At 61.0% G+C, this 13,061-nt stretch carries 13 protein-coding genes; 5 read left to right on the top strand and 8 right to left on the bottom strand.

The features are described 5' to 3' along the window. The first annotated feature begins 17 nt into the window (after positions 1 to 17). Both ACJ70B_RS17530 and ACJ70B_RS17525 read left to right on the top strand, forming a co-directional pair. Positions 18 to 788, top strand: coding sequence for a hypothetical protein (locus ACJ70B_RS17530; protein ID WP_408958274.1), 771 nt, complete (start codon positions 18 to 20; stop codon positions 786 to 788). Between the two features lie 82 nt (positions 789 to 870). Then, entirely contained in the window at positions 871 to 1,068 is a 198-nt protein-coding gene (locus ACJ70B_RS17525) for a hypothetical protein (protein WP_408958273.1), read from the top strand. A 138-nt stretch (positions 1,069 to 1,206) separates the two neighbouring features. Here the strand turns inward: ACJ70B_RS17525 and ACJ70B_RS17520 are convergent, their stop codons facing one another. The 3 genes from ACJ70B_RS17520 to ACJ70B_RS17510 all read right to left on the bottom strand — a co-directional run bounded on the left by ACJ70B_RS17520 (position 1,207) and on the right by ACJ70B_RS17510 (position 4,186). Next, the gene (locus ACJ70B_RS17520; RefSeq protein ID WP_408958272.1) at positions 1,207 to 2,178 is read right to left on the bottom strand and encodes a phosphoadenosine phosphosulfate reductase family protein; all 972 of its coding nucleotides are present in this window, start codon (positions 2,176 to 2,178) and stop codon (positions 1,207 to 1,209) included. A gap of 272 nt (positions 2,179 to 2,450) precedes the next feature. Beyond that, a complete protein-coding gene (locus ACJ70B_RS17515) occupies positions 2,451 to 2,777 on the bottom strand; it encodes a zinc finger domain-containing protein (RefSeq protein ID WP_408958271.1) in 327 nt (108 codons plus the stop codon). A gap of 137 nt (positions 2,778 to 2,914) precedes the next feature. Further along, the gene (locus ACJ70B_RS17510) at positions 2,915 to 4,186 is read right to left on the bottom strand and encodes a PQQ-dependent sugar dehydrogenase (protein ID WP_408958270.1); all 1,272 of its coding nucleotides are present in this window, start codon (positions 4,184 to 4,186) and stop codon (positions 2,915 to 2,917) included. 354 nt (positions 4,187 to 4,540) lie between these two features. On the opposite strand from ACJ70B_RS17510, the gene ACJ70B_RS17505 reads away from it, so the two are divergent. Further along, positions 4,541 to 5,905 carry a glycosyltransferase gene (locus ACJ70B_RS17505; protein ID WP_408958269.1) on the top strand — a complete coding sequence of 455 codons (1,365 nt, stop codon included), beginning with the start codon at positions 4,541 to 4,543 and terminating at the stop codon, positions 5,903 to 5,905. A gap of 86 nt (positions 5,906 to 5,991) precedes the next feature. Here ACJ70B_RS17505 and ACJ70B_RS17500 read toward each other — a convergent pair whose 3' ends face one another. From ACJ70B_RS17500 to ACJ70B_RS17480, 5 genes are all read right to left on the bottom strand, one after another. Beyond that, the gene (locus ACJ70B_RS17500) at positions 5,992 to 6,978 is read right to left on the bottom strand and encodes a patatin-like phospholipase family protein (RefSeq protein ID WP_408958268.1); all 987 of its coding nucleotides are present in this window, start codon (positions 6,976 to 6,978) and stop codon (positions 5,992 to 5,994) included. 117 nt (positions 6,979 to 7,095) lie between these two features. Then, on the bottom strand, positions 7,096 to 7,680 hold the full coding sequence (locus ACJ70B_RS17495; RefSeq protein WP_408958267.1) for a hypothetical protein: 585 nt from the start codon (positions 7,678 to 7,680) through the stop codon (positions 7,096 to 7,098). A 154-nt stretch (positions 7,681 to 7,834) separates the two neighbouring features. Further along, positions 7,835 to 8,179, bottom strand: a complete 345-nt coding sequence (locus ACJ70B_RS17490) for a glutaredoxin family protein (protein ID WP_408958266.1) — start codon at positions 8,177 to 8,179, stop codon at positions 7,835 to 7,837. 312 nt (positions 8,180 to 8,491) lie between these two features. Further along, positions 8,492 to 10,063: a hypothetical protein gene (locus ACJ70B_RS17485; protein ID WP_408958265.1), complete on the bottom strand. Its 1,572-nt coding sequence runs from the start codon at positions 10,061 to 10,063 to the stop codon at positions 8,492 to 8,494. 483 nt (positions 10,064 to 10,546) lie between these two features. Beyond that, entirely contained in the window at positions 10,547 to 11,344 is a 798-nt protein-coding gene (locus ACJ70B_RS17480) for a succinylglutamate desuccinylase/aspartoacylase family protein (RefSeq protein ID WP_408958264.1), read from the bottom strand. A 381-nt stretch (positions 11,345 to 11,725) separates the two neighbouring features. Between ACJ70B_RS17480 and ACJ70B_RS17475 the strand changes: the two genes are divergently transcribed. Together ACJ70B_RS17475 and ACJ70B_RS17470 are read left to right on the top strand one after the other, a co-directional pair. Then, on the top strand, positions 11,726 to 12,286 hold the full coding sequence (locus ACJ70B_RS17475) for a hypothetical protein (RefSeq protein WP_408958263.1): 561 nt from the start codon (positions 11,726 to 11,728) through the stop codon (positions 12,284 to 12,286). A 135-nt stretch (positions 12,287 to 12,421) separates the two neighbouring features. After that, positions 12,422 to 12,916: a DUF309 domain-containing protein gene (locus tag ACJ70B_RS17470; protein WP_408958262.1), complete on the top strand. Its 495-nt coding sequence runs from the start codon at positions 12,422 to 12,424 to the stop codon at positions 12,914 to 12,916. The last annotated feature ends 145 nt before the right edge of the window (positions 12,917 to 13,061 follow it).

Genomic DNA, 13,061 nt, shown 5'->3' with positions numbered 1-13,061 from the left:
GGCCGTTTGGCTCGCGTATGTCTACCCGCTCACAACGAGGTGGCAGTGGTGGGTTCGTCGGCGCGATCAGGGCCGACGTTCAGCGGTTACACGGTGCTTGGATGGAGATCGTCTTCCCCAGGCAACGCGGCCGCGGCCACTCCGTCATGGGCAAGTGGAAGCCCGAGACTCTCCCGCAGAAGATCGGCTATCACGGCTGGAGTACGCTCGGACTCATCGGCTTGCTCGTCCTCTATCCGCTGACCGTTCTCGGCCTCGCGACCCGCTTTTACGCGGCGAAGCTCGATTCGACCCGAACCCGCCTCGGCATCGTCGGTGTCACGGCCGTCGCGCTGCTCGGCTGGGGCCTGCTGACGATCGCCTGGGGCGCGATGTCGTACATGAGTCAAGTCGACATCCCCCTTAAGGCCGTCATCGCGGTCGCCGCGGCCAGCGGCGTTGCGACGGTGTCGACCGCACTCGCCGCGACGTGTGCCAAGAAAGGCGGCCGCGCGGTGACGGTCACCTTCGCCTACCCCTTCGCGATGACGGCGCTATTCCTGCCGCCGGTCGTCGCCGCGCTCATGACGCCGTCGCTCCACCCGTACGTCCTCGATCCCAGCTACGACTTTGCGGCCTGGGCCCTCGACAACGTACTCGTCGTCGGCGGCGTCAACGACTACCTCCGGGGCAACTTCAGCCTCGAGGGGCCGGCCTACGCCGCGATGTGGCTCGGCATCTCGTTCCCGTTGGGCTGGTTCCTCGGGACGATGGTCGCGCTGGCGAATCTCGTTCGGCCGTCGGAGTAACTCCCCCTTTAGTTTTGCCCCAGCGTTGGAACGGCCTGCCGATTCCCGATATCATTAGGCCTCCGACTCCGAACTGTCGGCTATGGAATTCGACCTTCCCACGACGGCCGCTGCGTTCGTCGCCATTATCGCGATCGGTGTCGTCGGTCTAATCGCCGCACCAATGGGTATGAGCACGAACACCGTGTTGATGATGGTCGCGCCGTCGATGATCGTCTTCGCACTTATCATGTTCGGACTCGGACTCAAACACGGAGAGTACCGCGCAGTGGGCCGGTAACGACGGATCGGGTTCAGGACCAACGGTCACAGCGCTTACGGTCAGATGATAGTCGATGAGCGACGGAGCCGTGGCTCTCGAGTCGGTCGAACCGAGAAAACCGGGGTAGCTATCGAGCGATCCTCGTCTACGGGCGGCCTACATGTAACCCAGATCGCGCAGGCGCTCCATCAGGTCCTCCTTGTCCTGGGCGCGGCCCGCGCGCTCGGTCGTCCCCTCGAGGTCCTGGAGCCACGCGGGGTCTTCGTCGCTCTTTTCGGTACTCACTTCGCTGCCCAGCGAGCGGAAGCCGGCGAAGTACTTCGGCGAGATCGGAATGTCGTCCTGTGCGACGCCCTCGGGGAGGTCGTCGTCGCTCTCGGGGACGTAGCCCTCCTCGGGGAAGTTCTCGACGGTGTCCGGCACCACGAAGTTCCAGAAGGCCTCCCAGACGGCGGCCTCGTCGAACTGCAGGATGGGCTGGATGCGGTCGTGGGGCGGGTAGATGTCGGGGTCGTGACGCGGCGAGAAGAACGTCTCGTCGGCGCGGGCCTCCTGCTCGTCCCAGCGGACGCCGGAGATGACGCCGTCGATGTCGTACTCCTCGAGCGCGTCGTTGAGCGCGACCGTCTTCAGCAGGTGGTTGCCGACGTAGGTGTCGAGCAGGAACGGGAACTCGTCTTCCTCGTACTCGAGGATGTCGCGGACGTGGTGCTGGTTGTGTTCAGAGAGTTCGGAAATGTCGATGTCGTCGCCGGGCTCTAAGTCGTGTTCCTCGGCGTAGCCGCCGACGTCCTCGTTGCGCGCGTAGATGACCTCGAGGTCCCACTCGTCGGCCCAGTGGTCGACGAAGTCGTGGATTTCGTCGAAGTGCTGGTAGTGGTCGATGAACACCGCGGGCGGTACCTCGAGGTCGAAGCGGTCGGCGACCTCTTTGATGAAGTACAGCGTGAGCGTCGAGTCCTTGCCGCCGGTCCACATGACCGCCGGGTTCTCGTACTCCTCTAGGCCCTCGCGGGTGACCTCGATCGCCTTTTCGATCTTGTCCTGGATGTGCGGATAGTCTTCGGGGTCTTCGCCGTCGCCGTCCTCGTAGTCGACGTCGATGTAGTCGGGGAAGTTCTCGGCCATCTCGTAATTAGATATAATTAGGGGATGTAAATTCTTTGGGTCGCCGGAAAGGACTGTCGAGAGTTCGGACGCCGCGCGAGATCGGAGAGCACGAAGGGAATTCGGACGGACGTGTACCCGACCGTGAGACGACCGACGACGGCATCGTATTCGAATCTATCGGTCGGTCGCCGGTCGAGACGGAGAAGGGCGCGAGATCGAAGCACGGACGTCAACGGCGTCCGTCTGTTTTCGAGTGCGTCCGCGAGTCGAGGACCAACGCCCGGATCAATCTACGGCGACGAGAGTCGGGACTGACACCCGTGACAGTGACTCACACTGGGCCGGTTTACCGTTCCACAGGCCGAACACCGGACGGTCGACGAGCCGTCGGCCTCGACGCCAAGTTCGGTCGCGAGCGCAGAGTACACGTCGTCTGAGGCCGTGATTTCGCGGTCGCCGTCGTACCCCCGTTTTCGCGCCCACTCGTTGACGAGGTCGTCGTCGCGCAGGCGCTCGAGGCCCCGAACCAGCCCCAGAAAACACAGCGTCGGGGCAATCATCACGAAGGCCGCGACGGCGAGGCGGCCGACGAGCGCGTACGGTCCTGGATCGGTCATGACCGTCGTTCGGCGTCGGGGAGCAAACGTCTATCGACGGCTGGATCGGTCGGAATCGGCACGATCCAACACCCGTCGGCGACGGTGTCTCGTGAGCGAATCAGAGAGCGCGACGGCGGAAGGCGGACGAGCGGCGCTCACGCGGGGGCGACGCGAAAGACACCGCCTCCGTCGGGTCCGGCTCCGAGCGCGTACAGTTCGCCGTCGTCGTCGCGGCCGAACGAAAACAGATTCTCGAGGCGCGCTTCGTCGGCAATTTCGAGGGTCGTCGTCGGCCATCGCCCACCGTCGTCAGGGCGGACGGCGGCGAACAGTCGCCCCGCCGGCGCGAGGTCGCCGAACACGTATGCGCTCTCGAGGGCTGGCAGTGCCGTGCCCCGATAGACGTGGCCGCCGATGACGGAGACACCGCTTACGGCGGCGTCGGCCGGCGCATGTGGATATTCGATGATCGGATCACGGAACCGTTCGCCGATCCAACCATGCTCAGCGGGGACCGCCGAACACCCGTCAGACCGACGGCAGTGTCGTCCTTCCCACGCGTTCCAGCCGTAGTTTCCGCCTTTCTCGACGAGATTCACCTCTTCGTAGTCGCTCTCGCCGACGTCGGCGACGAAGCAGTCGTCACCGTCGAACGACAGCCGCCAGGGGTTTCGAAAGCCCCACGCGTAGTACTCGTCAAGCCCTTCGCGGCCGACAAGGGGGTTGTCCTCGGGAACGGCGTAGGCCAGGTCCGTCGTCCGCTCGTCGACGTCGAGACGGAGGACGCTCCCCAGAAAGTCCGTCGTAACGTCTTGACCACCGCCGCCGCCACCACCGCCCGCGCCGACGCCGACGTAGAGAGCGCCATCCGGCCCGAACGCGAGTCCGCCGCCGTTGTGGAACTCCGCCGGCTGGGGGATCTCGAGGACGATGCGGCCGGAGTCGCGGATCACTTGCCAGCCGTCCTCGGCCACCTCGAACGCCGCGAGGATGCCTGTATGGTCGAAATCGACGGGCGTATCGGGACGACGCGCCGTGCTGAAATGGACGAACAGTCTGCGGCTCTCGGCGAATTCGGGGTGCAACGCCATGCCCAGCAGTCCGCGTTCACCGCCGGTCAGTACGATCTCGCGCAGATCGAGGAGCGGCTCATCCCGGAGTCCGTTCGACTCGTGAACGAGAACCCGACCGTCGCGCTCGGCGACGTACCGCCGCTCTGCACCGGCGTCGAAGTCGATGGCCACCGGAAACTGGACCCCGTCGATCACCGACTCGAGTTCGACTACCTCCGGCAATCGGTCGGTCGCGCTCGATCGGCCGCGAGACTCCGGGTCGACCGCAGCCGATCGAAGTGCGGATCCAACGATCCCCGCCGTACCAACGGCCGCGGTCGCGAGGAACCGCCGCCGACTGTGAGGGGTTTCCATAGACGGCTCGTACGGTCTCGAGGGAGAAATATGTCAATCGGACTCAGCGTGACTGAGTCGATATCTAACCGGATCTCACCCGGATCGCTTCGACATCCCTATCGATCGGTACTCATTCGATGTAATAAATACAGCATTTATGCGGAGAGCGCATTTCTTGTCGAGCGATCAGGGAGCTATATATAGGCCCATATGACAGGATAGTATCTTATAATATAGTATGCTTACTAATTTCGATAAAATAAACCACGGTCCTTCCGCCTCCTTATTTCTCTCCTGTACCCCCCGAGTCCGCGGCCGAACCATCGCGTTTATATCAGTATGCTTTTGTGGGAAAGCGACACCATCAACGGTATGGACGTGAAAACCGTCGAGGACTCGAGCGTTTCTGCCGGGATGATCACGCTCTATGCGTCGATCACCCTGCTGCTCGTGGCCGTGGTATTATCGCCGACGCTCGTCTATCGGAGGTTTCCCCGGCTGTTGAATACGCTCTTGTTGCTCGGGCTGCTCGGACTCGTCGGGCGAACGCTCGTCTCGGCCGTGCTCTCGTTTCGACAGCCGGATACGCCGTCACTGTCGCTTACCGACGACGAATTGCCGCCGGTGAGCGTCGTTATTCCGGCCTACAACGAGGAACCGGTCTTGCCGGCGACAATCGAGGCCTGCAAGAACCTCGACTATCCCGCCGAGAAACTCGAGGTGGTCCTCTGTTACGAATCGGCGTCGACGGACAGAACGGGCGAGATCTGCCGTACGGCGGCGGCCGACGACCCCCGATTCAAGGCCGTCGAACGCGACGAACCCGGCGGCGGAAAGGCAAAGGCAACCAACTACGCGCTTCGATACGCGTCCCACGATATCATCTCGAGTATCGACGCCGACCACTGCTTCGATCCGGGCGCGATCCGCCGTGCCGTCGCTTGGTTCGAATCCGACGACGAGATCTGGTGCGTGAAAGGGCGGTGCTACGGCGACAACCCCAACGATTCGCTGCTCGCGCTCCACGCGACCGTCGAGCGCCACATCGCGGAGAAAGCGGACCTCTTCGCGCGCCATGTCGCCGGCGGATTCACCATCTTCGGCGGCGGGCAGGCGTTCTTCCGGCGTGACGTGTTCGACGAACTCGGCGAGTTCGACGAGGAGGTCCTCGTCGAAGACATCGATATGTCGTCGAAGATCCACGCGGCGGGAAAACGACTCGTGGTCGATCCAAGCATCATCACGTACGAGGAAAACCCGGCGACGCTCGACGCGTGGTGGAGCCAACGCAAACGGTGGGCTCGAGGTTGGATGCAGGTCGCGGTCCGGTACATCGCACGACTCCCCCGAAACTCGGCAGTCTCGACGCGCGCCAAGATCGATGCCGCGTACACGTTCGCATACGCGATCATTCCCGTATTCGTCGTCGTCGGCATTCCGCTGGCCGCACTCCGGTTCGTTTCCGAAATCGAGACGGCACCGTATGTCCCGAACGCGTGGCTGTTCTGGATACTCCTCGCCATCGCGCCGCTGTCTATCTCGGGACTCGTCTTCCTTCAGGACTGGCGGGACGGCTTTTCCCACGCTCCCCGGGAATACCTCGCAGCGGGGACGCTCTGGTTCTATCTATCGTTCCAGACGGCGGTGTTCGTGACCGCGTTCATCGAGGAATTCATCGTTCAAAAACCGAGCGTCTACGTCACGACGTCACGAAGCGACGCCCCGTCCGACGATTGACGCTGACGAGACCGATGCGAGCACTTCCCGCTCAGAGAGATGGCGGATAGACAGCGGGAATCCGGCATTGGAGCGGGACCACGTCCTCATTTTCGTCCTGCACAAAACTGCTCGGCGCGGCGCTGACCGCGTTGCATCAGCCGGTCGATAAACGCCGGATCGCGGTCGACTTTCGACGATGCGCTCAAGTCGCTTCCGAGATCGATGAACTCGACGGTGATCGGTTTGTACTCGTCGGGGAGGCTCCCGGCCTCGATCAGTTTATTGATCGTCTCGATGAAGTAGACCTCCTGATACAGCGAAAGATTGCCCGCCAGTTCGTTGCGCCGGTCGGCGATCTCCTCCAGCGATTTCGGGACCTCCTCGCGGTGCCTGGGATTAATCTGGACGATCCAGATTTCGTCCGGTTTCTCGGCCGCTCGCCGCGGCGTCGTTAGGAAATCCCGGATCGGCGGATTCTGTGAGAACAACCCGTCCCAGTACCAGCGGTCGTCGATTCCGACCGCCTCGAACAGCGTCGGAATCGCCGCCGACGCGAGGACAGTCTCCGCGGTGACCGCCTCGTTACGAAAGGTGTCGAACTCGCCTCCGGTCACGTCCGCCGCCCCGAGGATCAGATCCACCGACGCGACGTCCGCGAGTGTGGCAAACTGTTCGAACTCGATGTGCGCCTCGAGCGTGTCGACAAATTGATCGCGGCCGACGTCGGTAACCGGGAGTTCGTAGGGGCTAAATACCGGTAGCGGCCCACCGCGTGCGGCGAATCGCGCGACCGCGACGAGCCAGGCGTTGGTGACTTGTTCGAACGGTGACCGTGCCGAGATGTCGCGCCACACCGCATCGAGCGTCGTGATGGCGCGTTCGGTCCCGTCTGCGGCCAGTCCGTACCAGGCGGCGGTGGCACAGACGGCCCCGCCGGACGTTCCACTCAAGCCGACGAGTTCGTATGCGTTCGTATCGCACTCTCGAAGGAGACGTTTGAGCACGCCTGCGGTGAACGCGGTGTGGCTACCGCCTCCCTGACAGGCAATCGCGACACGAGTGGAATCGCCGGCATCGGCATCGGTCGGCATAACCGACCGCGTCAACGCCGGTCGTGATAGTGGTAGGGGTTCAGACTCCGGAGAACGGACACGCGATTCGTCACGGGAGCGGCCCGGCCGTGGCTCCGCCGGCGGTCCGTCTATCCGTCAGTCCGAGATGAACTTGTTGTCCCGCCAGTTGACGCCGCCCTGTCCGGAGCCGCGGTCACGCGGCCCTTCGACGACTTCGATGTCGGCGGGACGGGCCTCACCGTCGACGATACGAGTCGCCTCGAGGTCACCGTCGTGTTCCGAAATCGCCGTCAGAGTTCCTTTCTCGGCGGCTTCGGCGATGCCACAGAGGACGAGAAACATCTGATACTGTAACAGCGAGTTCTGGAGGACGGTCTCGCGGTCGCCTTTGAACGCGGCGAACTCGACGAGTTCGGATTCGATTTCCTCTTCCTCCTCTTCGTCCCAGCTGAAGGACTTCTGTCGCCGCTCGTCGGGGTCTTCCTCGTAGACTCGATTCTCCGTGACGCTGGCTTTGAGCTGGGCCGTCGGCGTATACTTGCTGACGGATTGGTCCTCTGCGACGGCCTTCAGGATGAGCGTGTTGTTGCGTCGAGTAATCTCGACATCGTCGACGCCATCAGGAAACGTCGCGTCGTCGATGTGGTCGCGGAGGTCCTCGAGGGGCAGTTCGAGCGTCGAGTGCAACCGATATACGTGTCTGGATTCCTCTGTTGACATAGTGGGGAGGTGTCTACGGCGACAGTCGTGGTCACCTAGTACGAGGGCGTGACTTATATGACCTGCTATTAGATCCGTGAAATATCAGCCGATATAAATATGGGAGCGGTTTCGACCGTGCGTCGTCGGAACCGAGACGACCGTACGCGGCTGATCAGGCCGTGTTGAGCGTTTCTGCGAGTTCGTCGCGTTCCTCGAGTTCCTCGAGCACGTCGGAACCGCCGACGAACTCGCCGTCGACGAACGTCTGTGGAATCGTCTCCCAGTCGCTGCGTTCCGACAGCGCCTGTCGGAACTCGTCAAGCGAGTCGAGGACGTCGACGGTCTCGAACTCGTCGCGGTGGTGGTCGAGCAGGCCGAGCGCCTTGCGAGAGTAGCCACACTGGGGCATGAGCTCCGTCCCCTTCATAAAGAGGACGACCTCGTTTTCCTCGATCGCCTCGGCGACCCGTTCGTTGACCTCCTCCTGATCGAGACCCTGATTCGGTGGGAATTCCATGCCCACACATACGGCAGTGACGGGGATATGCTTTGCGTCATCGGCACTCGACTCCGAACACGGAACAGTCAGAGACGAACCGCGAGGCAAGTCGGTGTTTTGCGAACTCGGCCGGAAACTGTACTACCAGCATACGAGAACCGCGAGCACTGTTAGATGTCCTTTCCGGTGAAAGAAGGTCGTGGTGAGAGCGGATAACCGGATTGGCAGTCTATATCGACCTACCCTTTTTCGCGGACGATTTCCGCACTGCCTCGATATGGACGTGCTGTTCCATGCCACGCCACGGATCGATAGAAGGGAAATGTGGGACTATGTAGACGAGTTGGTCGTCGTTTCGTCGTTTACATTCACTTCGAAGTTGCCTCCTTTCGGAACCGTAATATTTCGTGTCCCGACGATCTCACCGTCTGCATCGGTGACAACCACCGTTACCGCCATGCCACCGCCTCCATCTCCGCCCTCGGTTTCGTTCTGTATATCTTCGACCTCCGATTCTGTTAGGAACGCATAGATCGGTTCAGTACCCTCTAGAAGCGTCACATCACCACTTCCGGCGTTCACGAACGCGGTATAGATCACTCCGGACCGACTCTGAGAGACTACCTTGACGTGCCAGTAGAGTGTTTTATTTTTCACAACCGGTACCGGTGCGATCGCTTCGGCGTTCGACAATCGATTCACCTCCGACCGTCGTTCAGTGAAGTCAACCGCTTTCTGTGGTCCGATCTGTGATTCACTATACGTTCGAACGGCGGCTTCCCCGCTCTGTCCATCGATCGTCCAGATCTCGTAAACTCCGTTGCCAGATCCCGTTGGCTCGGTTGCGATAAAGTACGTGAGGCCGGGAGAGTCACCGTCCGTCGGAACGGCAATCGGCCAATCGTTCCCGTCTTCTGGAAGGTCAGCGACCTGCAAAACGCCTTCTTTCCAGAACCACTTATTGAGGGGGCCGTTAATATACTGCATTGACTTTACCTTAAACATCGCAATATCGTATGGGTAGAAATTTTGACCCCGAAGGAGACTCGACTGCTGTGCTTCCGTTGGAGTCAGACTTTTGATTCCATCATTTGGAGACATCACCTCAACTGACCCGTGCTCCGGGATGGCATAGAACTGGGGGATCGGGCCCAGTCTGAACTTCCATTTATACGTGGTCGTCGAGTGGACGATATACGATTCGCCGTCCGCTCGAGCGTTGAACGTCGTATCCCAGTTGTGTTTTTTAAACGGAGACTTGAGGATACTGCGATACCGATACGAGTCGAAGAATCGCTGGCCGCGGCCGTTCGAGAACTCGGTCTCTTCGACGTTGACTTGCTTTTCGGTACCGGTCATGTTCACGTACAGCGCGCCTTTCTGCTGCCCCAACAGAGACACCATCGGGTTATCAGGTTCGAGAGCATATGACCACGCATATGATCCGTTCCGATAAGCGATATCTGAGGAACTGAGCGTGTACTGGGGGTATTGCATTGACGATTGGGCGTAGTTGTCTGCTACGCTCCGCGGGAGAACTCTCACGTGCTCCGTTGAGGTATTGGGGAGCGTGTCTACCTCCTTGGCGTCGGTCTGCAGCTGATTTGCCATATCAGTGTGCGCATACGTGCCACCGACTACCGGGCCGATGAGAAGGCCAAGGAAGAGAAACACGGCACCGGCGAGGATGAACAACGCATAGCTCTGTCGCTTTATCGCGACTCCAGCGATCAGTAGCGACACGAATCCCCACTGAAGAATACTCGGATTACCGAAAACCACCGAGTAGAGAACGCCCTGAATCAGCGGTAAAGCGAGAACGGCAACGACGAGTACCAGTAGTCCGAAGGCCGCGATCTTCACGCGGGACACTTCCACGTCGAGGTCGTCCGTCGCACTCATAGTCCCACCGTCAATCCGTTCGGATAGTCGGCGTCCCGCAGTCGGCTATCCGCTTCCTTTCCGTCTGCCATTTTAAACCCTCTATTACCAGATGGTAATCTATTCTATAAATACATTTCTAGTTGTATTTTTCTGATAGTCTAGTGTATGGACCAGGGCGGGGGAGGAAAATCGTGTTACCGAATCACCACATGAGTTACCCGCGCGGATAAGTGTCTCTGCACTCTCGGGACCGATGTCCAAAACCGAGTTCGCTTGCAGCGGAACCTCGATTACTCGCGCCAGTGTATCCACCAGCGGCTCCGACTCTCGGTCGTAGTAGAACGACCGATGCCGAATACAGACCCTGCAGGCGCGAAGAATCGTCTGCCGAACCTCCAGCGTTCCGAAGATGGAACTGAGAGGACGAGATCTCGAGCCGAGAAGCCACTCGTTAGGTTCAATGAACGTTCATATACGACAGCCTCGGCGCTCTCGTGTCCGCTAATCGGCCGTCGCCGGAGTCTCGAGCACGTCGAGTTTCTCGGCGGTGTAACCGAAGACATCCTGATACCCGTTGGGCGACATGAGGACCGGATAGAACGACTCCTCGGCGATCTGTTCGTCGCCGTCGGCCGCGGCAAACGGCGAACCGGCCTCGACCTCGGTGAAGTTGTCGACGAACACCTCGTAGGTGTCAGCCTGCTCCTTCCAGATGACATCAGTGAGTCGATAGACGGGTAGCTTCCGGCGGACGGTGTCACCGGGGAGGACGCCGACCGCGGTAAGAAACGCCCGCGTCAATCGGTCGGCGTTCTCCGCGGCCGTCTCCGATCCCTGGAGTCCACACTCGACTTCGACGGTATTGATCGCCGAGAAGAGTCGTCCCTCGGCGAAGTTGCTCGTCTCGACCATCGCCGTGACGGGGAGTTGCGGAACGATCTCTTCGGCCGTCTCGGTGACACCCTTGACGATGGCAAACGGGTCCGCGTGACTCTGCGTCGAGTGCATCGAGAAGGTCAGACAGTCCTCAAGTTCGGTGATGAGTTCGTGAGCGAGTTGGCCTTCGTGGGTCATCGCATCCGGATCACCCGGGAACGCGCGGTTCAGGTCTTCGTCGACGAACCGTACCTGTCGCTCGAGGGCCGCCTCGTTGGCGACGACGAGCTTGACGGGGCGCTCGACGGTCGGGCGTTCGTCGAGCAGTCGCTGGACGGCTCTGACGCCACAGGGTTCGTCTCCGTGGATGCCCGCGACGACCGCGATTTCCGGCGTTCCCGACCCGAGCTGTGCAACTCTCATTACGTGACAGTTGGGTTGGGGCGGCAAAGGCGATTCGGTCTTTCGCGGCCCAGGAGGGCCGGGAACAGGTCACACGTGAACGGGCGTCTCCTTCTGGCGTTCCGACGAACCGCTTCTCGACCGAGTCGGCTCTCGTTCCGTGCGAACCGCGTCTGTGCTCCGCTTAGTAGATCGGCATCAGTTTTGGCTCGCTGTCGGAAGTCCGCGAGCACCGTCACACGTACCAGTCACCACGCACGTGACAAAGAACGCAGCCTCGTACACTGTCTCGAATCATCATATAATATCTCTTCCCGGCTCCCTTGTGCGAATTAGATCCTCTCGAGAATGTTATATAGGGCCAGTAAATACTTGGTACATGTCTCTATAGAGATGGGTACTATGCAACGTCGAACGATTCTGAAGCGAACGGGAATCGGACTCTCTATCGGCACTACCGCTGCGCTCGCCGGCTGTACCGGTAGCGGCGGAACCGACACCAATAACGGAGGTGATGGCGGCAACAGCGGGCCGTTCTCCGCGACACTCTCCTCGACGGCGCTCTTCGAGCGGGACTACCAGGACAACCTCGTATACGTCACCCTCACGCTCGAGGGGAACCCGAATACGTGGCCAGAGTTTACCGTCCTCGGAACGACCTACCGCGGCTACCGTCCGAAGATCTCCGAAGGGGCGGACGGCAACGTCGAGGACGTATCGATACTCTACAAGAGCGATTACGGCAACTGGACGACGTCGGAGAGCTGGATGTTCGCGAAGTCCGAATTCGAGAACGACCAGTCGGAGACGGAGTACGTCGTTCTCGGCTCGAGCGGTGACCTCGAGGCGGGGACGGAGTTCGTGTTGTATATCAAGGATCCCGAGACGGGCGAAACCACCGAACTCGGCTCCGTGACGTACGAGGGCGATCCGGCCGTTCAGAAGCCGACGGAGCACTCCTGAGCGGGCGGAACGAGCGCCCGTGAGCCCGATTTGCACGGTCTTTCGGCTCGCCGTCGTCTGCGAAGGCGGCGCATAATCGTCCGGTAGGCAGGCCCGTCCGACGCGGTTACGTGACTGGGAACGCTACAGAGCCGTATGGACGACCACACCCGAGACGACTCCGTCGGTCCGCCGACGTCCGGTACTCCGACCGGGTGGGACGCCGACCGCGGGCCGTCGAACGGGTGGGAGCACGGGACGCTCCGGCGGGCCGTGATTCACGGCGTGCGACTCTACAATGCCGGTGCGTTTCACGAGGCCCACGATTGCTTCGAAGCAGAGTGGTACAACTACGGGAACGGAACCACGGAGAGCGCCTTTCTGCACGGCATGGTCCAAGTAGCCGCTGGCGCGTACAAGCACTTCGACTTCGAGGACGACGCCGGGATGCGATCGCTCTTCGAGACCGCACTCCAGTACTTGCAGGACGTGCCGCGGGATTACTACGGCGTGGCCCTGCTCGACGTACGGACCACGCTCACTAACGCGCTCACCGACCCGACGGTGCTGCACGGGTGGGAGATCGAACTCGACGGGGCGTATCCGACCGCGAGCGAGGCGGACCGCGAGTATGCGGCACAACTCGAGTGACCGGTCGAATCCAGTAGTGCCTTTCAACCGGTTTCGAAACGATCGATCGTGCTCGAGCAGCGACGACCGCGCGGAACACCCGTCGGTACGGGAGAATGTGGAGCGTGTAAGCACCGCCTTTATCCCGATACGACTCCCTACAGTC

The sequence above is a fragment of the Natrinema sp. 74 genome (assembly GCF_046097095.1).
Taxonomy (GTDB): Archaea; Halobacteriota; Halobacteria; order Halobacteriales; family Natrialbaceae; genus Natrinema.
The sequence above is the reverse complement of the archived record's forward strand: the minus strand, read 5'-3'. Positions and strand labels throughout refer to the sequence as shown.